This is a genomic window from Candidatus Pelagibacter sp. HIMB123 (genome assembly GCF_052048195.1).
In the GTDB taxonomy this organism is placed as follows: domain Bacteria; phylum Pseudomonadota; class Alphaproteobacteria; order Pelagibacterales; family Pelagibacteraceae; genus Pelagibacter.
This window is the reverse complement of record NZ_JBNAIL010000015.1, coordinates 18153-40070: the sequence shown is the minus strand read 5'-3', so window position 1 is coordinate 40070 and position 21918 is coordinate 18153. Positions and strand designations below refer to the sequence as shown.

At 29.7% G+C, this 21918-nt stretch carries 23 protein-coding genes; 18 read left to right on the top strand and 5 right to left on the bottom strand.

Annotated elements, in window-relative coordinates; genetic code table 11:
* The 4 genes from ACTTBL_RS04355 to tkt form a co-directional block, all read right to left on the bottom strand.
* On the bottom strand, window positions 1–992 hold a 992-nt coding region (locus tag ACTTBL_RS04355), incomplete at its 3' end, for a class I fructose-bisphosphate aldolase (RefSeq protein WP_440643778.1).
* A 1-nt stretch (window position 993) separates the two neighbouring features.
* Window positions 994–2172 (bottom strand): phosphoglycerate kinase, encoded by a 1179-nt coding sequence (locus ACTTBL_RS04350; RefSeq protein ID WP_440643777.1) that lies wholly within the window; start codon window positions 2170–2172, stop codon window positions 994–996.
* Window positions 2172–3179: a type I glyceraldehyde-3-phosphate dehydrogenase gene (gap, locus tag ACTTBL_RS04345; RefSeq protein ID WP_440643776.1), complete on the bottom strand. Its 1008-nt coding sequence runs from the start codon at window positions 3177–3179 to the stop codon at window positions 2172–2174. The genes ACTTBL_RS04350 and gap overlap by 1 nt, the downstream gene beginning before the upstream one ends.
* Before the next feature lies 1 nt (window position 3180).
* Entirely contained in the window at window positions 3181–5139 is a 1959-nt protein-coding gene (gene tkt, locus ACTTBL_RS04340) for a transketolase (RefSeq protein WP_440643775.1), read from the bottom strand.
* 53 nt (window positions 5140–5192) lie between these two features.
* On the opposite strand from tkt, the gene ACTTBL_RS04335 reads away from it, so the two are divergent.
* The 18 genes from ACTTBL_RS04335 to ACTTBL_RS04250 all read left to right on the top strand — a co-directional run bounded on the left by ACTTBL_RS04335 (window position 5193) and on the right by ACTTBL_RS04250 (window position 21024).
* Window positions 5193–5516: a 5-formyltetrahydrofolate cyclo-ligase gene (locus ACTTBL_RS04335; protein WP_145596148.1), complete on the top strand. Its 324-nt coding sequence runs from the start codon at window positions 5193–5195 to the stop codon at window positions 5514–5516.
* Window positions 5504–5950, top strand: a complete 447-nt coding sequence (zapA, locus tag ACTTBL_RS04330) for a cell division protein ZapA (protein ID WP_440643774.1) — start codon at window positions 5504–5506, stop codon at window positions 5948–5950. Before ACTTBL_RS04335 ends, zapA begins: the two co-directional genes overlap by 13 nt.
* Window positions 5951–5954: 4 nt before the next feature.
* Complete coding sequence (locus ACTTBL_RS04325) at window positions 5955–6500, top strand: 5-formyltetrahydrofolate cyclo-ligase (RefSeq protein ID WP_440643773.1); 546 nt, start codon at window positions 5955–5957, stop codon at window positions 6498–6500.
* Window positions 6497–7300 carry a TIGR00282 family metallophosphoesterase gene (locus ACTTBL_RS04320; protein WP_440643772.1) on the top strand — a complete coding sequence of 268 codons (804 nt, stop codon included), beginning with the start codon at window positions 6497–6499 and terminating at the stop codon, window positions 7298–7300. Before ACTTBL_RS04325 ends, ACTTBL_RS04320 begins: the two co-directional genes overlap by 4 nt.
* 5 nt (window positions 7301–7305) lie before the next feature.
* Window positions 7306–8031 carry a YebC/PmpR family DNA-binding transcriptional regulator gene (locus tag ACTTBL_RS04315; RefSeq protein ID WP_440643771.1) on the top strand — a complete coding sequence of 242 codons (726 nt, stop codon included), beginning with the start codon at window positions 7306–7308 and terminating at the stop codon, window positions 8029–8031.
* On the top strand, window positions 8031–8525 hold the full coding sequence (locus ACTTBL_RS04310) for a crossover junction endodeoxyribonuclease (protein WP_440643770.1): 495 nt from the start codon (window positions 8031–8033) through the stop codon (window positions 8523–8525). The genes ACTTBL_RS04315 and ACTTBL_RS04310 overlap by 1 nt, the downstream gene beginning before the upstream one ends.
* 53 nt (window positions 8526–8578) lie before the next feature.
* A complete protein-coding gene (gene tolQ / locus ACTTBL_RS04305; protein ID WP_072090921.1) occupies window positions 8579–9253 on the top strand; it encodes a protein TolQ in 675 nt (224 codons plus the stop codon).
* Between the two features lie 3 nt (window positions 9254–9256).
* Window positions 9257–9673, top strand: coding sequence for a protein TolR (gene tolR / locus ACTTBL_RS04300; protein ID WP_440643769.1), 417 nt, complete (start codon window positions 9257–9259; stop codon window positions 9671–9673).
* Window positions 9674–9678: 5 nt separating this feature from the next.
* Window positions 9679–10542, top strand: coding sequence for a cell envelope biogenesis protein TolA (locus ACTTBL_RS04295; RefSeq protein ID WP_440643768.1), 864 nt, complete (start codon window positions 9679–9681; stop codon window positions 10540–10542).
* 9 nt (window positions 10543–10551) lie between these two features.
* Complete coding sequence (tolB, locus tag ACTTBL_RS04290) at window positions 10552–11892, top strand: Tol-Pal system beta propeller repeat protein TolB (protein WP_440643767.1); 1341 nt, start codon at window positions 10552–10554, stop codon at window positions 11890–11892.
* 97 nt (window positions 11893–11989) lie between these two features.
* Window positions 11990–12478, top strand: a complete 489-nt coding sequence (gene pal, locus ACTTBL_RS04285) for a peptidoglycan-associated lipoprotein Pal (protein WP_440643766.1) — start codon at window positions 11990–11992, stop codon at window positions 12476–12478.
* 83 nt (window positions 12479–12561) lie between these two features.
* Window positions 12562–13569: a tol-pal system protein YbgF gene (gene ybgF / locus ACTTBL_RS04280; protein ID WP_440643765.1), complete on the top strand. Its 1008-nt coding sequence runs from the start codon at window positions 12562–12564 to the stop codon at window positions 13567–13569.
* On the top strand, window positions 13529–14557 hold the full coding sequence (tilS, locus tag ACTTBL_RS04275; protein WP_440643764.1) for a tRNA lysidine(34) synthetase TilS: 1029 nt from the start codon (window positions 13529–13531) through the stop codon (window positions 14555–14557). The genes ybgF and tilS overlap by 41 nt, the downstream gene beginning before the upstream one ends.
* Before the next feature lie 63 nt (window positions 14558–14620).
* Window positions 14621–16528: an ATP-dependent zinc metalloprotease FtsH gene (ftsH, locus tag ACTTBL_RS04270; RefSeq protein WP_440643763.1), complete on the top strand. Its 1908-nt coding sequence runs from the start codon at window positions 14621–14623 to the stop codon at window positions 16526–16528.
* A gap of 6 nt (window positions 16529–16534) precedes the next feature.
* Entirely contained in the window at window positions 16535–17587 is a 1053-nt protein-coding gene (gene folP, locus ACTTBL_RS04265) for a dihydropteroate synthase (RefSeq protein WP_440643762.1), read from the top strand.
* Window positions 17587–18918, top strand: coding sequence for a phosphoglucosamine mutase (glmM, locus tag ACTTBL_RS04260; protein ID WP_440643761.1), 1332 nt, complete (start codon window positions 17587–17589; stop codon window positions 18916–18918). The genes folP and glmM overlap by 1 nt, the downstream gene beginning before the upstream one ends.
* A gap of 1 nt (window position 18919) precedes the next feature.
* A complete protein-coding gene (gene thiD / locus ACTTBL_RS04255) occupies window positions 18920–19732 on the top strand; it encodes a bifunctional hydroxymethylpyrimidine kinase/phosphomethylpyrimidine kinase (protein WP_440643760.1) in 813 nt (270 codons plus the stop codon).
* A complete protein-coding gene (locus tag ACTTBL_RS04250; protein WP_440643759.1) occupies window positions 19732–21024 on the top strand; it encodes an adenylosuccinate synthase in 1293 nt (430 codons plus the stop codon). The genes thiD and ACTTBL_RS04250 overlap by 1 nt, the downstream gene beginning before the upstream one ends.
* On the opposite strand, the gene rpoH is transcribed toward ACTTBL_RS04250, so the two are convergent.
* Window positions 21021–21914, bottom strand: coding sequence for an RNA polymerase sigma factor RpoH (gene rpoH, locus ACTTBL_RS04245; protein WP_440643758.1), 894 nt, complete (start codon window positions 21912–21914; stop codon window positions 21021–21023). The two genes, ACTTBL_RS04250 and rpoH, sit on opposite strands and share 4 nt — an antisense overlap.
* Window positions 21915–21918 lie beyond the last annotated feature (4 nt).

The window sequence follows — 21918 nt, the reverse complement described above, 5'->3', positions numbered from 1 at the left end:
CTAGACCATTTTCCTTGAGCAGCTAAAGTACACATTTTAGCCCTATGATTAAAAGTAGTTTGAGCTGCCTCAACATTTTTAATATCATTAGACCAAACTTTTAAAGCACTTTGTTGAAGAGCTCTTCCATATGAATAGGTCATTATAAAATTGGTATTGTTGTTTTTATTTATTAAATTTAAATTTTCTGTAGCTTCAATTTCAGATTGCCCTCCAGATAAAAAAGCTATTCCAGGAACTTCATTAGGTACATAATTTTTAAGGCATTCCAACGTTTTGATAGAAACTTCTTCACTAGAAATTTTATTTTCTGATAGGTTACCAGATAAAATCATATTCGGTTTTAAAATAATTCCCGATAAATCAACTTTGTGTAAAATTAGTTCCTCAAAACATTTTTTAATTACTTCTGATGTTTTATTAAAACAAACTTCTGCAGAATGGTTTCCATCCATTAATACCTCGGGTTCTACTATTGGAACCATTCCATTTTCTTGAACTAGTGCAGAGTATCTAGCAAGTGCATGAGCATTACTGCTTATTGCCAGTTTGCTAGGATAATTTTCACCAATAGAATAGACACCTCTCCATTTTGTAAATCTTGCTCCAAGATCATAATATTTTTTCAATCTATCTCTAAGGCCGTCTAATCCTTCTGTAACTTTTTCTTTAGGAGAATTTGCTAAATCTTTTGCACCAGTATCAACTTTAATTCCAGGAACTGCACCTGAACTAGATATTAAATTTGGTATTGATTTTCCTGTGCTTGAAATTTGATTGATGGTTTCATCGTAAAGAATAACACCACCTATATAATCCTTCATTCCATGAGATGAAAAAAGAATTTCTCTGAAGCAAAGCCTATTTTCTGGTGTTGATTTGACATTTACTGCTTCAAGTCTTTTTGTCATAGTTCCATTGCTTTCATCAGCCGCAAGTATACCTTTACCGTTGGAAATTATTTTAAGTGCAATTTTATTTAATTCAGACATTTTAATTTAATGCGGTTATACCAGGAAGGTTTTTACCTTCAAGATATTCTAAAAAAGCTCCACCTGCAGTTGAAACGAAATTAAACTCTTTAACAGCTTTTAAATTATTTAATAAAGAAACCGTGTCTCCACCACCAGCTACTGAAAAAATTTTGTTTGCTTTATTATTTTCAATTATTTTTTTTGCTATTTGAATACTTCCATAAGCGAAATTTGGATTTTCAAAATATCCAGCGGGTCCATTCCAAAGTATAGTTTTACTATTATCAATAATTTTTGTTATTTTATCAATAGTTTTTGGACCAATATCTAATATCATTTCATCAGATAACACTTCGTTCAACTCTTTATTTTGAGGAGATCCATTTAAGTCTCTAGATACAATCACATCTTCTGGATAGATTATTTTACATTTTTCTTTTTTTGAAATAGAGATGATTTCTTCAAGTATTTTATCACAATTTTTTTCTTTAATAGATTTTCCAACATTATTTCCAAAATATTCTATAAAACTATTAGCCATACCCCCAACAATTATAATATTGTCAAATTTAGGAATTAAATTTTTAATAACATTAATCTTAGTTGAAATTTTTGATCCTCCAATAATACAAGTAACTGGTCTAGTTATTTCAGAAGTTATTTTATTAAGCGCATTTACTTCCAAGTCTAATTGCAACCCAGAAAACGAGGGTAAGAATTTTGGAATTTCATAAATTGAGGCATGAGCTCTATGCGAACAAGAGAAAGCATCATTGACATATATATCTCCAAGATTTGATATCAGTTCAGCAAACTTATTGTCATTTTGTTCTTCTTCTGAATAAAATCTAATATTTTCTAAAACAAAAACATCTTCATTATAGTCACTTAAGAAATTTTTACTTTTTATTTCTTTAATATTTTCTTTAATAAATCTTACTTTTTTTTTTAATTTATTTTGTAATTCTTCACAAACTGGTTTTAGGGAGAGCTCTTTAACAATTTTACCTTTTGGTCTTCCAACATGAGATAAAATTATAATTTTAGCTTTTTGTTTAATCAAAAAATTTAATGTAGGAAGAATTTTATCAATCCTTGTTGTGTCTGTTACCTTGTCTCTTTCCAAAGGGACATTCAAATCTAGTCTTAATAATATTTTTTTATTGTTTAGATTTTTTTCGTTTATAATGCTTCTCATTAAGAGATTTTATGCAAAGTTTCTGCGATATCACACATTCTATTAGAAAAGCCCCACTCATTATCATACCAGGCTGATATTTTACCCATATTACTTCCAACTACATTTGTTAAAGAAGCATCTACTATTGCGGAAGCAGGATGATGATTAAAATCTATAGATACTAATTTTTCATGAGTAACATCTAAGATGTTTTTTAATTTATTTTTTGATGCTTGTTCAAAGGCATCATTAATTTTTTTTATATTGATATCTTTTTTTGTACAAAAAACTAATTCAACAAGAGAAACATTAGGAGTTGGCACCCTCATCGCAACACCTTCTAGTTTCCCTTTTAGGTTTGGTATTATTTCTTCTATTGCTTTCGAAGCTCCTGTTGAGGTAGGAACTATTGATTGACTCGCTGATCTTGCTCTTCTTGGATCTTTGTGTGAATTATCTAAAATTCTCTGATCGCTAGTAAACGCATGAATTGTAGTCATAAAACCTTTTTCAATTTCAAATTTTTCATCAAGAACGCTGGTTACTGGTGCTAGACAATTGGTGGTACACGACGCTGCAGATATTATTTTATCCTCTTTTGTAATTATATTTTCATTAACACCAAATACTATTGTTTTATCAGCATTTTTACATGGAGCAGAAACGATCACTTTTTTTGCACCATTTTCTATATGAGCAATAAGTTTTTCTTTTGAATTAAATTTTCCAGTACATTCGAAAACATAATCAACATCATGTTTTTTCCAATTTATGTCTTCAATTTTTGTTTCTTGAGAAAATGTAATTTTATTTTTATTAATTATCAAATGATTTGGATCATAATCTAAATCAGCATTTAATTTTCCATGTATAGAATCATATTTGATTAATTTAGATGTAGTTTCTGAATTTGACCTGTTGTTTATATGATTAATTTTTAAATTTTTATTTTTACTTTCGACAATTGATCTAACAACCATACGACCAATCCGTCCCATTCCATTAATTCCTATTTTAATTGTCATTTTATTTATTTAATAATTTTTTAGTGACATTTTTAATGTTTGTACTCTCTAGTCCAAAATATTTATAAATATCTTTATAGGGTGCACTTTTTCCGAATTCATCAATTCCAAAAGCAATACCGTTATCACCTACATATTTTTTCCAACAATCGCTTGATCCAGCTTCAATGGATATTTTAAATTTTGTTTCTTCTAAAATTTTATTTTTATAAGATTTTGATTGTAATTCAAAAAGTTCCATACAAGGCATTGATATCACTTTGGAATATATTTTATCTTTGGCTAATTTATGGCTAACCTCTAACGCTAGATTAACTTCAGATCCACTCGCTAATATTGTTAGATTAATTTTTTTATTTGTTCTTAAAACCTCATAAGCACCTAATGAGCATAAGTTTTTATTTGGGTATATTTTTCTTACTGGATTTAAATTTTGTCTTGTTAAAGATAGCACGCTAGGTGTTTTTGAGCTTTTTAATGCATGTTCCCAACACTCGATAGTTTCAATTCTATCTGCAGGTCTGAATACATTTAGGTTAGGTATAGCACGTAAGCCCGAAAGCTGTTCTATAGGTTGATGGGTAGGGCCATCTTCTCCGAGCCCAATAGAGTCATGTGTCATTACATAAATGACTCTTTTTTTCATTAAGGCAGATAATCTGATCGAAGGTTTGCAATAATCAGAAAATATTAAAAAAGTACCTCCATAAGGAATTAGATGACTGTGAAGTGCGATACCATTCATAACCCCACTCATTGCGTGTTCTCTCACTCCGTAGTGAATGTAGTCACCAGTAAAATCTCCAGGTTTAATTATTTTATGGTTTTTAGTTTTTGTATTATTTGATCCAGCTAAATCAGCAGAGCCACCAATTAAATTATTTTTTTGTTTTGTTAATGCATTCAATGTCATTTCTGAACATTTTCTAGTAGCTAAACTTTTTGGTTCCTTTATTGCATTCTCTTTTTCTTTCTTAAGCACCGTAGTAAAGTTATTTTTTAAAGTTTGATTAAATTTTATTTTTTTTCTTTTTAAAGCTTTGTTCCATTTTTTTTCTAAAATTTCACCTCTTTGGCCAATTTTTCTCCATTCATTTAAAATTTTATTTGGGATATCAAAGGGTTTGGTTTTCCAATTTAAGGCTTTTCTCACGAGCTTGATTTCATCTGCTCCCAATGGACTTCCATGGGACGATGCTTTTCCTGATTTATTCGGTGAACCATATCCAATCTTTGTTTTACAAGAAATCACAGTAGGTTTTTTAGCTTTTTGAACTTTTTTTAGTGCTTTAAAAATTTCTTTTTCATTATGACCGTTGATAGAAATATAATCCCAACCATATCCTTCAAATCTTTTTTTAAAATTATCTGAAACTGCAAGATTTGTTGGACCATCGATTGAAATTGAATTGTTATCAAATAGCATAACTAAATTTTTAAGTTTTAAATGTCCCGCTAAACTCATCGCTTCATGACTTATTCCTTCCATTAAGCATCCATCTCCAGCTAAAACATAAGTTTTGTGATTAATTAAATCTTTACCTAATTTATTTTTTAAAATTTCTTCAGCTATTGCAAAACCAACTGCATTAGATATACCTTGTCCAAGAGGACCTGTTGTAGTTTCAATACCTGTTTTCGGATGATATTCAGGATGTCCAGCACAAATAGAATTAAGCTGCCTAAATTTTTTAATATTATTAATTGATATGCTTTTATATCCAGTTAGGTAAAGCAAAGAATATAAAAGCATAGAACCATGACCAGCAGACAAAACAAATCTATCTCTATTAAACCAATCTGGATTCTTTGGATTAAATCTTAAAAAATTTTTGAATAACACTGTTGCAACATCTGCCATGCCCATTGGCATTCCCGGGTGACCTGAATTTGCTTTTTGAACAGCATCAATTGATAAAAATCTGATGCAATTAGCTAAATCATTGTGTAGTTTGCTCAAAATTATCCTGACTAGACTAAGAAGAATCTATTTAATAATATAAACATATATATATGAATTCTATAAACGAAAAAGAAAAAAAATTAAATATTGCATTAGAGGAATTAAAAAATTTAGATCTAACAAATCCTGAATTACAAAAAAATATCGAAAATTTAAGCACAAAACAAAATCAATTAGAAATTGAAAAAACACAGATTGAGGAAAAATATAAAACGTTACTCGAGGAACATGAAAATCTATCAAAAAAACTTGAGGATTTAAAAAACAAAGAAAAGTTGGAAGAAAGAAAACAAATTGAATTTTCTGAAAAAATTGACGAACTTAATCAAGAAACTGACACACTATTGGATGAAATAGATAAATGGCAAATGTAAGTATAAAATTTAACAACAAAGAGTTTTTGCTTGCCTGTGAAGATGGACAAGAGGAGCACCTAGAAGAATTGTTAATTCAGATTAACAAAAAGTTTAATAATTTAAAAAATGATTTGGGAAATCTAGGTGAAAATAAATTATTATTAATTACAGCTGTAAAAATAATGGATGAATATTATGAAACTAAGAAAAAAGTAGATCAAAAAAAAGAAGAATTAAACAATCTATCAAAAAAATTTAAAGAATTAAAATCTCTAATTTACGATTATAGGGACACAAAAGAATCTGAAATTGAAAAACTAAATCTTGATCATGAAAATTTAAAACAAGAAATTGACGATAATCAAAAAAAATACGAAAATTTAATTGATGAAGCTGCTGATCAAATATCAAATTTTGTAAAAAAAGCAAAATTAGAAAACATTTCAAAGTAGGTCTGTGAATAAATCTAAGCTAAGAAGTAAAATTTTAAATCTTAGAAAAAAAAATTTGAATAAAAAGCTTAGTCTCAATCCTGACAGAATTTATCGATTTTTAAAAAAAAATAGAATTAATTTCAAAAATGTAGGAGGGTATTACCCTTGTAATTATGAAATTGATGACTTGGATACGCTTTATTTTTTAAGAAACAAAAAGGCAAATATTTCCTTACCAACAATTAGAGAAAATAACCAAATGGATTTTTTTGAATGGACAAATAAAGATCCTTTAAAAATTAATAAGTATGGAATTGCTGAGCCAACTTTAGGAAAGAAAATTTACCCAGATATAATATTTGTTCCTTTAGTAGCTTATGATGCTGATTTGAATAGACTGGGCTATGGTGGAGGATTTTATGATCGTTATTTAGAAAAAGTATCTAAAATTAAAAAAATATTTAAAATTGGATTAGGATTTTCATACCAGGAGATAAAAAAAATACCTATCAATAAGCATGATAAAAAACTTGATTTAATAATAACCGAGAAAAAAATTATACAATGAGAATTTTATTTTTAGGAGATGTTGTTGGAATTTCAGGATGTTCAAAATTAACAAGTAATTTATTAAATGAAATTGACAAAAATAAAATCGATTTTGTAATAGTAAACGGTGAAAATGCAGCAGTTCAAGGTGTAGGGCTAACTAAAGAAATATGTAAGGATTTTTTTAATTGTGGAGTTGATGTTATTACAACTGGCAATCATGTTTGGGATCAAAAAGAAATAATGGAATTTATTGATAAAGAAGAAAGATTATTAAGACCTAAAAATTTATTTGAACCTGCACCAGGAAAAGGTTTTCAGATTTATAAAATAAAGAATGATATAAAAATTGGAGTTCTTAATCTGATGGGCAACGTTTTTATGAAAAAGTGTGAAGATGTTTTTGCAGCTTCTCAAAAATTTTTAAAAGAAAATGAAATGAAAAAGGATTTTGATTTACTTGTAGTTGATTTCCATGGTGAAATTACTAGCGAAAAAAATGCTATAGGACATCTATTTGATGGAAAGGCAACTCTCGTGGTTGGAACTCATACTCATATCCCAACAAATGATGCCAGAATACTTAATAATGGCACTGGATATCAAACCGATGCAGGTATGTGCGGGGATTATGATTCAGTGATTGGAATGAATAAAGAAAATTCCTTGAATAGATTTTTAAAAAAGAATTCAGTGAAACACTTTCCCGCTACTGGAGATGCTACTTTGTGTGGTGTTATTGTAGATTGTGATATAAAAACAGGTTTAGCAATAGACATCAAAAGCTATGTATACGGAGATCAACTAAAAAATATTTAAAGATCATGGCAGGACATTCACATTGGGCAGGAATAAAACATAAAAAAGGTAAGGCTGATAAGCAAAGATCAAAGATATTTTCAAAATTATCTAAAGAGATTACTGTTGCAGCAAAACTTGGTGATAAAGATCCAGCAATGAACCCTAGACTAAGATCTGCAGTACAGGCTGCTAGATCTGCAAATATGCCTAAAGATAATATTGAAAGAGCAATAGATAAATCTTCTGCAGCCACAGGAGCAAATTTTGAAAATTTAAGATACGAGGGGTTTGGACCAGAAAAGATTGCTGTTATAGTTGAAACTTTAACGGACAACAAAAATAGGACCGCATCAAATATTAGAACTATTTTTCAAAAAAGTGGTGGGAGTTTAGGAACTCAAGGTTCAGCATCTCACAATTTTCAACAATTGGGTATAATCAAAATTGATAAAAAAGAGATATCTGATGAAAAAATTTTAGATTTAGCGATTGAATCAGGAGCTGATGAATGTTTTTCTTATGAGGATTATCATGAGGTTCAGTGTCAAATGAGCGAAATATATAATGTAAAAAAAAATCTTGAGAAAATTATTGCGAATTTTATTTCTACAGAAATTGAATGGGTCCCATTAAACAGTGTTGAGGTAAATAAAGAAAATAAAGATAATGTTGTAGATTTTTTAGAAACTCTTGAGGAAGATGACGATGTTCAGAACGTTTATTCAAACGTTAATTTAGGAGGTATTTAATGATGATTATTGGAATTGATCCAGGCATCTCAGGTTCAATCTGTTTTTTTCAAGATGGTATAATAAAAGACGTAATTGAAATGCCAACCATGACAGATGGTAAGAAGAATAAAAGACAAGTAAATGGTGCTCAAATATTTAATGAAATTAGTGAAAGGATAAACAAATTTGATAAAAAAAACATAAAAGTTGTAATTGAACAAGTTTCTGCAATGCCTGGACAAGGCGTTACTAGCATGTTTAATTTTGGTCAATCCTTTGGTATTTTAAAAGGAATATGCAGTGCAATGCATTTACCTGTTTATTATATTAGGCCTGCTAAGTGGAAAAAATATTTTAACCTTATTAATTCAGAAAAAGATGCGAGCAGAACAAGAGCTATTGAAATTTTTCCATATTTTTCATCACAATTGTCAAAAAAAAAAGATAACAACAAGGCAGATGCTATTCTAATAGCTAGTTTTTTCTACGAAACTTATCAAAAAGAGGAATAATCAATTTAAATTAAAAGACAAAATCATGACACATTTACGTGTGATGAGTAAGTATGGAAGCAGATATAGCAGCAAAAGCAGTTGAATTAGGAACAAATACTGATTTTTCATTATTCAGTTTATTTTTTAGAGCAGACATAATTGTTAAGTCTGTAATGATTATATTAATATTATGCTCAATATATTCTTGGGCTGTAATTATTGAAAAGTTTCGTTTATTTAAAAAAATAACTAAATCTTCAGAAGAATTTGAAGAAAAATTTTGGAATTCTAAATCTGCCGAAACTTTTTACAATAGTTTACCTAGTAAACTTGAGGATCCAATGTCACTTGTGTTTCAAGATGCAATGGAAGGTTTACTTAAAAAAAAAACAAGAACTAACATTAGTGAAAGAATGAGCGCTTCTCTAGAAGCTGGAATTGAAAAACAAATGACAAAAATTGAAAAAGGTTTTACTTTTTTGGCAACAGTAGGTTCAACAGCACCATTTATTGGTTTGTTTGGAACTGTTTGGGGAATTATGAATTCTTTTCAATCTATAGCTATTTCAAGAAACACAAGTCTTGCAATAGTTGCACCGGGGATAGCTGAAGCTTTATTTGCAACTGCTCTTGGTTTGTTGGCTGCAATACCAGCAGTAGTTGCTTACAACAAATTTAATAATGACTCTAAAAAATATTCTGAAAAATTAGAAAACTTCTCTAAAAGATTTTTAACTATAATCTAAAAAATGGCTTTTAAATTTAATCGCTCATCAAAAGAACCTATGAGTGAAATAAATGTTACTCCATTCGTTGATGTTATGTTGGTATTATTAATTATATTTATGGTAACAGCACCATTATTAACGGTAGGTGTTCAAGTTGATTTACCAGAAAGTTCGGCAGACTCATTACCTGAAGAAACAGAACCTTTAACGTTGTCAATTAACGCAAAAGGTGAAATTTTTATTCAAGAATCAAAAGTTGAATACGATAATATTATTGCAAAAGTTTTAGCAGTTTCAAAAAATAGAACTGATACCAGAATTTATGTTAGAGGTGATAAAACTATAAATTATGGGAGAGTTTTAGAAATAATGGGATTACTATCAGGATCTGGTTTTACTAAAGTAGCATTGATTTCAGAACCGTATAAACAAAGGTAATTAAAGTGAATAGAAGTTTAATTATTTCTTCTGTTTTGCATGCTTTGTTAATTTTTATTACAGCTATGAGTTTACCTTTTTTGGCAAAGAAACCACTTGATATTCCACCAATCGTATCGGTTGAGTTAATTCAAATAGCAGAAAAAACCAATATTCCATTTGCACCTAAGGCTAAAAAAATAATTGAGAAAGTAAAAGAGAAAGAAAAAAAACTTGTTTCAGAGCAAGCTCCACCAAAAAAAGTAGAAAAAACGAAAACAAAAACTGTCCTGGCTCCTGATCAAAATAATAAAAAAATAGAGAATGAAACACCCGAGGCAATTCCACTTCCAGATAAAACTTTAAAAAAGGTTGAAACAAAAGAGGAAAAAAAACAAAATCCTGAAAAAGTAGATGATGAAGTTAAACAAGTATCAGAATTTGAAAAAAAAGATTTGTTTGATCCAAATAATATTGCTGCTTTAATTGATAAATCAAAAGAAGAGAGTGCAGAAGTTTTAAAAACAAATGATGACATTACTCAAGATCAAGAAAGAAATGTAGAAAACACAGGTCTTACACTGAGCGAAGAGGATGCTCTTAAGGCTCAAATATTTGGGTGCTGGAGTATTCCATTAGGATTACCATACAATGAAAATTTATTGGTAAGAATAAAGTTAAAATTAAAACCTGATGGAACAGTATCAAAAACAGAAATTTTGGACCATGCAAGAATGAATAAACCAGGCCAAGGATTTTACAAGGTTTTAGCAGAAAGTGCTTTGAGAGCTGTCAAGTTATGCCAACCATTAAGAGTTCCAACAACTGGATATGAAAGATGGAAAGAATTACAATTAAATTTTGATGCAAGAGAGATGTTAGAAGGGTAGTATATTTAAATGACAAAAAAAATTTTAATATTATTATTTATATTAATACCTATCAAAGCAAATGCTTTAATTGAAGTTGATATAACTAGGGGAAATTTAAATCCACTTCCATTAGCAGTTTCTCCCCTATCAATTGATGAAGAATCTAGAAAAGGTTTTGAAAAAATACTTAAAAAAGAAAATATTGGCTCCGAGATATCAAATATCGTTGAGAATAATTTGAGAACATCAGGATTATTTAATCCTCTAGACAAAAAGGCTTTTTTACAAGCTCCTGATATTGCAAATTTAAAACCCAGATTTGAAGATTGGAATTTAATTAAAGCTCAAGCACTTATTACTGGTAAAGTAAATTATGTTGACGATAAATTAAGAGTTGAGTTTCGATTATGGGACGTTTTAGCTGCTAAAGAAATGATGGCTTTAGCTTTTACCACAGTTCCTAATAATTGGAGAAGAGTAGGGCATATTATTTCTGATAAGGTTTACGAAAGGCTGACTGGAGAAAAAGGTTATTTTGATACAAGAATAATTTATGTCTCAGAAGAAGGACCAAAAACACAAAGAATAAAAAAATTAGCAATCATGGATCAAGATGGAGCTAACAATAAATTTTTGACATTAGGGAATGAGTTAGTTTTAACACCAAGATTTAATCCAGCAAGTCAAATGGTAACTTATTTGTCTTATTTTAAAAATATGCCAAGGGTTTATTTATTAGATATAGAAACTGGTACACAAGAGGTAGTTGGAGATTTTCCTGGAATGACGTTTGCACCACGTTTTTCACCTGATGGTAAAAAAATAATTATGAGTTTTGCTAAAGATGGAAAGTCAGATATTTACACTATGGATTTAGAAAATAGAATTGTAGAAAAAATTACCAATCATCCATCAATTGACACTTCTCCGTCTTATTCTCCTGATGGAAAATATATTACATTTAATTCTGATAGAAGTGGTTATCAGCAAATTTATGTAATGAAGAATGATGGAAGTGATGTAAAAAGAATTTCTTTTGGTAACGGTTTATATGGAACACCTGTATGGTCTCCAAGAGGAGATTTAATTGCATTTACAAAATTACATAAAGGTAAATTTTATATAGGCGTCATGAGGACTGATGGTAGTGGTGAAAGGTTGTTAACTGAAAATTATTATCAAGAAGCACCTTCTTGGTCTCCAAATGGAAGGGTATTAATATTTTATAGAGAGACAAAAACTAACTCCAAAGGAGAAGGTTTTTCTGCAAAATTGTGGTCTATAGATTTAACGGGTTATAATGAACGGCAAATAAAGACACCAACAGATGCTTCAGACCCATCATGGTCATCTTTATTAAGTAATTAAAGATTAATTTTTGTAAATTTCTTGATTTTTAGACTTGAAACCTCTATTTAGTTGTGAAAAAGTTAATAAATTGAAATTAGCAGCAAGGAGCAATTTAATGAGATTAAACAAAATTTTAAAAAACACACTTTTAGTATTAATGGCTTGTTTAGCACTTACAGCCTGTGCAACAAAAAAAGAAGTTTCAAATGTTCAAGGTCAAATGCAAGGTGATGTTTACACTGGAACAGATACGGTTGAATATCTTGCAGACGGTGTTCCAGACAGAGTATTCTTTGCAACAAATGAGTCTATATTAACAACTGCATCAAGAGAAACTTTAAGAGCCCAAGCAGCTTGGTTAAGAAAAAATCCAAACATCAACGTTGTTCTTGAAGGTCATGCTGACGAAAGAGGAACAAGGGAATATAACTTGGCTCTTGGTGAAAGAAGAGCAAATGCAGCTAAAGACTATTTGATGACTTACGGAATATCTTCTGACAGAATTACAGTATTAAGTTATGGTAAGGAGAGACCAGTTGACTCTGGTTCAAACCCATTAGCTTGGTCAAAAAACAGAAGATCAGTAACTGTTAAAGCAAATTAATTATTTAAAATTTAAGACCCTAAAACCTTTATTGGATTTAGGGTCTTTTTTTTGCCATTTTTATAATCATAAATCTAATTTAAATGATGCTCATATTTAAATTAGTAATTTTAAAATTATTTTTTATCTTAAATTTGGTTTTTATTAATATTTCTTTTGCAGATAACCATAATATTTATGAAACATTAGAAATAATAAAAAATGATCTCAAAACTCTGGAAAGAGCAGTTTATTCTGGATCTATAGAAGTAAAAGCAAGTACTAATGATAGTTCAGTTTCAGATTTGGACCAAAACTCAGAAGATGTTTTAACCAGACATTTATTAAAATTGTCAGAAGTTGAGGATCAGTTTAGAGAACTTACTAATAAATTTGAAGAAATAAATTTTAAGTTGGATAAATTATCTACCCGTGTTTCAAAAATTCAAGCAGATAACCAAATAAGATTTCAAGATATAGAGACAAACATTAGCTCTGGAAATATAAGTAGCGTAGAAAATCAATTAAGCTCGAAACCTAAGACTGATGAACAAAAAGTTTTACCTGGTAGTTCACAGCCCCAAGATTTAGGAACAATTTCATATAAAGATACAGAGACAAACGAAACTTCACAACAAATTCAATCTGTTGACACTACAGCTTCAATTGTAACAGAAACTTTTCAATCTGAAGAAAAAATACTTCCTCAAGATTTAAATCCAGTGGAGCAATATGAATTTGCAACAAGTTTTTTAAAAGTTGGAGACTACAGTACAGCGGAAAGAGCTTTTAGAGAATTTGTTCTATCTAACCCTGATCATGAGTTAGCGGGTAGTGCACAATACTGGTATGCAGAAACATTCAGAATTAGACAATTATACACAGATGCAGCTTCTGCTTATTTAGAAGGTTACCAAAAATATCCTAAAGGAAAAAAAGCTCCAATTAACCTATTAAAACTTGGAGTATCAATGGTTCAAATTGGTGAAAAAGACCAAGGATGTAAAATGATAAATGGTGTAGAATTACAATATCCTAATGCAAATCAGTCTGTAATACAAAAAGCAAAATATGAGTCCAAAAAATTTGAATGCATCAAACAAGACTCATAAGTTTTTATTAAATCAATTAAAAGATAAACAAACTTCTAAAATTTATAAAAAATTTGAAGAAAATCTTAAATTAAATGAGGATTTTATAGTTGCGGTTTCTGGTGGACCAGACAGTCTAGCTTTATGTTTTTTATCAAAAATTTATTCGATTAAAAAACATCTAAAAGTAAAATATTTACACGTTGATCATAAACTTAGAAATAATTCAACAAAAGAGGCAAAATTTGTAAAATTACTTCTAAAAAAATTATCTACTAATCTTGAGATTTTAAAATGGGTTGGAAAAAAACCAAAAAGCAACATCCAATCTATTGCAAGAGATAAAAGATATGCACTGATGATAAACAAGGCAAAAATATTAAAAATAAATAATATTTTATTAGCTCATCATAAAGATGACTTAATGGAGAATTTTTTTATTAGAATTTTAAGAGGCAGCGGTTTAAATGGCATGGTGTCATTTGATCAAAGAACCAACCTACAAAATGTTAATTTGATAAGACCTTTGTTAAAATTTTCTAAAAAAAATTTAGAACATATTACCAAAAAAGTTTTTAAAAATTATGTTGAAGATCCCTCCAATAAAAATGATGAATTTAAAAGAGTAAAAATTAGAAATTTTATAAAAAACTTGGAATCAGAGGGATTGGATAACGATAAATTTAGTCTAACGATTAAAAATTTAAAATTTGCTAACGAGTCAATTAAATACTTTGTAGAAAAAAATTTAAAAGACAATTCTACAATTTCAAATATGAATAAGTCTGTTATTTTGAATAAAAATTTTTTTCTTCAACCAGAAGAAGTAGTTTTTAGGTCTCTAACAGAAGTGTTACAATCTGTTGGTAAAAAATACTACCCAGTACGAGGAAAAAAAATTGATAACTTAATTTATCGAATTAAAAATGATAACTCATTTATGACCACTTTAGGAAACTGTGTAATAAAGAAGGTAAATAACTCAGTTTTGGTATTAAAAGAGCGTTAAAGTTAATGAAATAACTGATATTTTGTCACTTGTTAATTTAATAATAATTCTTATTTTAAACTCATGAATTTAAAAAATCTGGCAATGTGGGGAATTATAGTTTTTTTAACTATAGGTCTTTATAACATGTTTAAAAATCCTCAGTCTAATATCAGAGGTGGAAATCAAATAATATTTTCAGATTTTTTAAATTCAGTTGAAAATGGTGAGGTTCTAAAAGTTGAGATCCAAGGAAATAACATTAAAGGTGTTTATTCAAATGGAAATTCTTTTTCAACCTACGCTCCTAATGATCCAAATCTAATAGAAAAATTATCAGAGAAAGGTGTAAGTATTTCAGCAGCACCTTTAGAGGAAAAAATGCCTTCGTTGTTTGGTGTGCTCTTATCATGGTTTCCTATGTTACTGCTAATTGCAGTATGGATTTTCTTTATGAGACAAATGCAAGGTGGAAAAGGTGGAGCGATGGGTTTTGGGAAATCAAAAGCAAAAATGATGAACGAACTAAAAGGCAAAGTTACGTTTAACGATGTTGCTGGTGTAGAGGAAGCTAAAGAAGAAGTAGAAGAAATAGTAGAATTTTTAAAAGATCCAAAAAAATTTAGTAGGTTAGGTGGAAAAATTCCAAGAGGTGCTTTGCTTGTTGGTCCTCCAGGAACTGGTAAGACCTTATTGGCTAGAGCAATTGCAGGTGAAGCGGGTGTTCCGTTCTTCACAATTTCAGGTTCTGATTTTGTAGAGATGTTCGTTGGAGTAGGGGCATCTAGAGTTAGAGATATGTTTGAACAGGGTAAAAAAAATTCACCTTGTATAATTTTTATTGATGAAATTGATGCTGTTGGAAGAAGTAGAGGAGCTGGTTTAGGTGGTGGAAATGATGAAAGAGAACAAACATTAAATCAGTTATTAGTTGAAATGGATGGTTTTGACACTAACGAAGGTGTTATTATTATTGCTGCAACAAACAGACCAGATGTGCTTGATCCAGCTTTGTTGCGACCAGGAAGATTTGATAGACAGGTAGTGGTTTCAAACCCAGATATTATTGGAAGAGAAAAAATTTTAAAAGTTCATGTAAAAAAAATAAAAATGGCACCAGATATCAATTTAAGAACAATAGCAAGAGGTACACCAGGTTTTTCAGGAGCTGATCTTGCAAATCTGGTTAATGAAGCAGCTTTGTTAGCAGCAAGAAAAAATAAACGAATTGTAACATTATTAGAATTTGAAGAAGCCAAAGATAAAGTAATGATGGGTGCTGAAAGACGTTCAATGGTTATGACAGAAGATGAGAAAAAACTTACAGCATACCATGAAGGAGGTCATGCTTTAGTATCTTTCAATATGCCAAGCTACGATCCAATACATAAAGCAACTATTATACCAAGAGGAAGAGCTCTTGGAATGGTAATGAATTTACCAGAGAGGGACAAACATGGTTACTCAATAAAATATTTAAAAGCAAGATTGGCAGTTTGTTTTGGAGGTAGAGTTGCTGAGGAATTAATTTTCGGAAAGGACAACATATCTACAGGTGCAGGTGGTGGAAGTGGTTCAGATATTAATCAAGCCACACAACTTGCAAGAGCCATGGTAACAAAATATGGTATGAGTGAGGAAATGGGCCCAGTCGAATATGGAGAAAATCAAGAAGAAGTATTTTTAGGAAGATCGGTTACTCAAACTCAATCTGTTTCAGAGGAAGTTGCTCAAAAAATAGATAAAGAAATAAGAAAACTTGTTGATGAAGGATATAACCAAGCTAAGAAAATTTTGACAGAAAAAAAAGATGACTTACATAAGATTGCCAAAGCTCTAATAACATATGAAACATTAACTGGTGAAGAAATAGAGAATATAATTAATAAAAATTTATATCCTAAAGATAAAATTTTAGATAATCCAGAAACAAAAGATGATCAAGACTCAGCTTTGGGTGCCATGGGTTTGAAACCTAAAATTGTTCATTAATAAATAATGCAAAGATATTACACAAGAGCGTGTAATTTCTACTTTGGTAATCAATCTAAAATTTTAGTAAATAAAAAAAAATCTATTCCGTTACATCAGATTAAAGAAATATCTTTTGATCATGTTGAGATTATTACAAGAAAAAAGATAAGTAGAATTTCTATAAATCAAGTCAAGAAATTACCAAATAATTTAAAAAAAAAAATAAATGCTGATATTAAAAAAATAAATTCAAAAAAAAAAAATTTCTCTAATTTTAATTTTAAAAAAATTCCAAATATTTTAGGAGTATTAAATCTTACACCCGACAGTTTTTCGGATGGAGGAAAATTTAATAAAAAAAATAAGGGTATCACTCATGCTATTAGTTTACACAAAAGTGGTGCATCTATAGTAGATGTTGGTGGTGAATCTACAAGACCAGGATCGAAGCCAGTAAATGAAAAGCAAGAATGGAATAGAATTAATAAGATATTAAAATTAATTGTAAAAAAAATACCAATATCTTTAGACACAAGAAAGTCTAGGATTATGGAAAAAGGTATCAGGGTGGGAGTTAAACTGATTAATGATGTTTCAGGATTAAGTTATGATCCCAAAACGATAAATATTTTAAAAAAGTATAAAATTCCATTTGTAATACAGCATTCAGTTGGGATACCAGAAAATATGCAAAAGAAGGCGAAATATAAAAATGAATTATTAGATATATATGATTATTTTGAAGATAAGATTAAGTTAATAAGGTCCAAGGGTATTAAACACAATAATATAATTTTAGATCCTGGAATTGGATTTGGAAAAAATTTGAAACATAATATGAATCTTATAAGAGGTGTTTCTATTTTTCATTCATTAGGTTTTCCTATACTAGTAGGTAATTCAAGAAAAAGATTTATTAAAGATATATCAAAAAAAAATGATAGCAAAACAAGGATCGGCGGAACTATGGCCTCTTCAATATATCTTTTAATGCAAGGAATTCAGATTTTAAGAATTCATGATGTTAATGAAGTTAAGCAAGGTATTAAAGTTTTTAATGAGATAGTCAAAAATTAATGACAAAAAAATATTTTGGAACAGATGGAATAAGAGGAGCAGTCAATAGCGAATATATTAATGGAGATATGTTTTTTAAATTTGGACTTGCAAGCGGAACATACTTTAAATCTCAAAAAAAAAGAAAACAAACAGCTATAATTGCAAAAGATACGAGATTGTCAGGATATACACTTGAGCCAGCTCTTGTTTCAGGTTTGGCTTCAGCTGGTATGCATGTTTATACTCTAGGACCCTTACCAACTAATGGGTTGGCTATGCTAACAAAAGAGATGAAGGCTAATATGGGTATAATGATCACTGCCTCTCACAATCCACATTTTGATAATGGTTTAAAATTGTTTGGTCCTGATGGAATGAAATTATCAGATAAAATAGAAAAAAAAATTGAGGGACTTATAGATAAGAAAATCTCAAAAAACCTGTCGCATTCTGAAAAATTAGGAAGAGTTAAAAGATTAGAAACAGGTACCAAAAAATATATTAAAATATTAAAAAAAAATTTCACTAAAGAGTTCAATTTAAGAGGACTAAGAATAGTAATCGATTGTGCAAATGGTGCTGGTTATAAGGCAGGTCCTGAATTATTAAAATCATTAGGAGCTAAAGTCATAGCAATAGGAATTAAACCAAATGGTTTAAATATTAATAAAAAATGTGGATCAACATTTCCAAGAAAAATCAGATCTGCTGTAAAAAAATATAAAGCACATATTGGAATATCTTTAGATGGGGATGCTGATAGAATTATAATGTGTGATGAAAAAAGCAATATAATAGATGGAGATCAAATTATAGCTGCTTTAGCAACAAGATGGAAAAACAAAAAAATGTTAAAAGGAGGAGTTGTCGGAACATTAATGTCAAATTATGGGTTAGAAAAATATTTTAAATCAAAAGGAATAAAATTTCTAAGGGCAAATGTTGGAGATAGATATGTTAAAGAAAAAATGCAGAAATATAATTTTAATTTAGGTGGTGAACAATCAGGGCATATTATTTTAGGTAAATTTGCAACTACAGGAGATGGTTTGCTAGTAGCTTTAGAAGCTCTTTTTGCTTTAAGAAAAGGAAAAAAGGCAAGTGAATTTTTTGATCAATTTAAGAAAACACCTCAGCTTTTAGAAAATATCGAGGTTAAAGATAAAAATATAATTAATAAACCGGAGATAAAAAAAATCATAAAAAATGCAGATAAATTAATCAAAGGTAATGGAAGAATTTTAGTTAGAAAATCAGGAACAGAATCTAAAATAAGAGTAATGGGAGAAAGTGAAAATAAAGCTCTTTTATATAAATGCGTGAACATGATTACGAAAAAAATTAAATAAATTGAAACCTAATTCTAAAATTTTAATTATTGCAGGATCTGATTCATCTGGTGGAGCAGGTATTCAAGCTGATATAAAAACTGTTACTGCTCTAGGTTCTTATGCAATGACAGCAATAACAGCAGTTACTTCTCAAAATACCACTGGTGTAAAATCAATTGTTGGAATTAATCCAAAAGAAATTTTTAATCAAATTATTTATAGTTGCAAAGATATAAGACCTGATGCAATAAAAATTGGTATGCTACATTCTTCAGAGGTTATTAGAATGGTACTGAAAGCTCTGGATGTAATCAAAGTTAAAAAAATCGTATTAGATCCAGTTATGGTTGCTAAAGGAGGGGCTAAACTAATAGATACTAAAGCTATTCAATTACTAAAATTAAAATTAATTAAAAAGGTATCACTAATTACCCCCAATATTCCAGAGGCAGAAATTTTGACTAAAACAACAATTAAAACAAAAGAGGATATGATTTTTGCTGCTAATAAACTTATAGAATTAGGAGCTAAAAATGTACTTATAAAAGGTGGTCATTTAAAACATAAAAATGTAATAGATATTTTAATAAACAAAAAAGATATAAAGATCTTCAAAAGCGAGCGTCACGAAACAAAGAATACTCATGGGACAGGTTGTACATTATCTAGCTCAGTTACAACTTTTTTATCATGTGGAAAAACAGTAAAGAAATCTTGTGAGCTTGGAATTAAATATGTAAATTCTGCAATTAAATCAAACCCGAAATATGGAAAAGGTCATGGCCCAATTAACCATCTCACTTCCTTAAAAGTAAACAGAAAATTTAAATAATGAAAAATATAGTCGTTGTTGGATCTCAATGGGGTGACGAAGGTAAAGGAAAAATTGTTGATTGGTTATCTGAACAGGCTGATATAGTAATAAGGTTTCAAGGAGGTCATAATGCTGGCCATACTTTAGTGATTGATGGTGTTACTTATAAATTGAGATTATTACCATCTGGAATAGTTAGAAAAGGCAAAATATCAATTATTGGCAACGGAGTTGTTGTAGATCCATGGGCTCTATTAGAGGAAATAGAAGAAATAAAATCTAAAGGCGTAGAAGTAAATGTAAACAATTTTATTATTTCTGAGTCCGCAAATTTAATTTTGCCTTTTCATAGAGAAATGGATGAGATTAGAGAGGATGCAGCAGGAAAAAGCAAAATAGGAACTACAAGACGTGGAATTGGACCAGCATATGAGGATAAAGTTGGAAGAAGATCTATAAGAGTTATGGATCTAAGATCTGAAAGAAATTTAGATCAAAGACTCGACTCTGTACTAGTTCATCATAATGCAATTAGAAAAGGTCTAGGAAAAAAAATTTTTGAAAAAGATCAGCTTAAATCTGATTTGCTTAAAATAGCACCCAAAATATTAGAATTTTCTCAGCCAGTTTGGCTAAAGATTGATCAATTTAGAAAACAAAAAAAGAGAATTTTATTCGAAGGAGCCCAGGGTATTTTGCTTGATGTTGATCATGGAACTTATCCTTTTGTAACTTCATCTAATACTGTTGCATCAAGCGCAGCTACAGGAACTGGTTGTGGCCCTAATTCGATTAATTATGTACTTGGAATTACAAAAGCTTATACAACAAGAGTTGGGGAAGGTCCTTTTCCTACAGAGTTAACAGATGATATCGGTGAACTTTTAGGAACACGTGGAAAAGAATTTGGAACTGTTACAAGTAGAAAAAGAAGATGTGGATGGTTTGACGGTGTTTTGGTAAGGCAAACTATTAAAGTTTCAGGGATTGATGGTATCGCTTTAACGAAATTAGATGTACTCGATGAATTAGATGAAATTAAAATGTGCGTTGCTTATGAGCTTGATGGTAAAAGATTAGATTATTTACCCGCTGCTGTAGAAGATCAAATAAAAATAAAACCAATTTATGAAACTTTTCCAGGTTGGAAAGTTTCTACAAATGGAGTTAAAAATCTGGATTCATTACCTGAAAATGCAAAAAAATATATTTTTGCTGTTGAAGATTTTATTGGTGCAAAAGTATCAAGTATCTCAACTAGTCCAGAAAGAGATGATACTATTTTAATTGAAAACCCTTTTGAAGTTTAGTTTGCGGGTAAAAGATTTTTTGATTTAGCCAATAGAAGCATATGCTTTTGGAGTTTTTCAAATGCTTTATTTTCTATTTGTCTAACTCTTTCTCTGCTAATTTTATATTTTTTACTTAAATCTTCTAGTGTAGTTGGGTCATCATTTAGTCTTCTTGAGTATAAAATTTCTCTTTCTCTATCGTTAAGAACTTTAATTGAGTCTTTTAATAAATCTTTTCTTTGTTCCATTTCCTCATGGTGAGCAAATTTTAAGTCATGATCAAGTTCTTTATCAACCAACCAGTCTTGCCATTCATCGCCATCTTCTCCAACTTGAGCATTTAGCGAGAACTCCTTCCCAGAAAGTCTTCTATTCATTGAAACGACTTCTTCTTTACTTACATCGAGCTTATTAGCTATATGATCAACGTGTTCATCTCTTAAGTCACCTTCAGTTTCTGGGGAAATTTGATTTTTAATTTTCTTTAGATTAAAAAATAATTTTTTTTGAGCAGTAGTAGTTCCAATTTTGACAAGACTCCAAGATCTTAAAATATATTCTTGAATAGAAGCCTTAATCCACCACATTGCATAAGTTGCCAATCTAAATCCTTTTTCTGGTTCAAATTTCTTAACTGCTTGCATAAGACCTACATTTCCTTCCGAAATCATTTCATTAATAGGCAAACCATATCCTTTGTAGCCCATAGCAATCTTTGCAACTAATCTCAAATGACTAGTGACTAGTTTTTCTGCAGCTTTAATATTACCAGTCGTCTTCCAATTTTTTGCTAGCATATATTCCTCTTCTGCAGCTAACATCGGAAATTTTTTAATCTGATCTAAATATGCAGATAGCCCACCTTCATTAGAAAGCGTTGGTAGATTGTTGCTTATTGTTGTACTCATAACA

Excerpts from the sequence above, each read along its gene's own strand:
- ACTTBL_RS04350 (WP_440643777.1), bottom strand. The coding sequence starts at position 2,172 with ATGAGAAGCATTATAAACGAAAAAAATCTAAACAATAAAAAAATATTA.
- gap (WP_440643776.1), bottom strand. The coding sequence starts at position 3,179 with ATGACAATTAAAATAGGAATTAATGGAATGGGACGGATTGGTCGTATG.
- ACTTBL_RS04335 (WP_145596148.1), top strand. The coding sequence starts at position 5,193 with ATGAATTCTATAAACGAAAAAGAAAAAAAATTAAATATTGCATTAGAG.
- zapA (WP_440643774.1), top strand. The coding sequence starts at position 5,504 with ATGGCAAATGTAAGTATAAAATTTAACAACAAAGAGTTTTTGCTTGCC.
- ACTTBL_RS04320 (WP_440643772.1), top strand. The coding sequence starts at position 6,497 with ATGAGAATTTTATTTTTAGGAGATGTTGTTGGAATTTCAGGATGTTCA.
- ACTTBL_RS04315 (WP_440643771.1), top strand. The coding sequence starts at position 7,306 with ATGGCAGGACATTCACATTGGGCAGGAATAAAACATAAAAAAGGTAAG.
- ACTTBL_RS04310 (WP_440643770.1), top strand. The coding sequence starts at position 8,031 with ATGATGATTATTGGAATTGATCCAGGCATCTCAGGTTCAATCTGTTTT.
- tolQ (WP_072090921.1), top strand. The coding sequence starts at position 8,579 with ATGGAAGCAGATATAGCAGCAAAAGCAGTTGAATTAGGAACAAATACT.
- tolR (WP_440643769.1), top strand. The coding sequence starts at position 9,257 with ATGGCTTTTAAATTTAATCGCTCATCAAAAGAACCTATGAGTGAAATA.
- tolB (WP_440643767.1), top strand. The coding sequence starts at position 10,552 with ATGACAAAAAAAATTTTAATATTATTATTTATATTAATACCTATCAAA.
- pal (WP_440643766.1), top strand. The coding sequence starts at position 11,990 with ATGAGATTAAACAAAATTTTAAAAAACACACTTTTAGTATTAATGGCT.
- ybgF (WP_440643765.1), top strand. The coding sequence starts at position 12,562 with ATGATGCTCATATTTAAATTAGTAATTTTAAAATTATTTTTTATCTTA.
- tilS (WP_440643764.1), top strand. The coding sequence starts at position 13,529 with ATGAGTCCAAAAAATTTGAATGCATCAAACAAGACTCATAAGTTTTTA.
- ftsH (WP_440643763.1), top strand. The coding sequence starts at position 14,621 with ATGAATTTAAAAAATCTGGCAATGTGGGGAATTATAGTTTTTTTAACT.
- folP (WP_440643762.1), top strand. The coding sequence starts at position 16,535 with ATGCAAAGATATTACACAAGAGCGTGTAATTTCTACTTTGGTAATCAA.
- glmM (WP_440643761.1), top strand. The coding sequence starts at position 17,587 with ATGACAAAAAAATATTTTGGAACAGATGGAATAAGAGGAGCAGTCAAT.
- ACTTBL_RS04250 (WP_440643759.1), top strand. The coding sequence starts at position 19,732 with ATGAAAAATATAGTCGTTGTTGGATCTCAATGGGGTGACGAAGGTAAA.
- rpoH (WP_440643758.1), bottom strand. The coding sequence starts at position 21,914 with ATGAGTACAACAATAAGCAACAATCTACCAACGCTTTCTAATGAAGGT.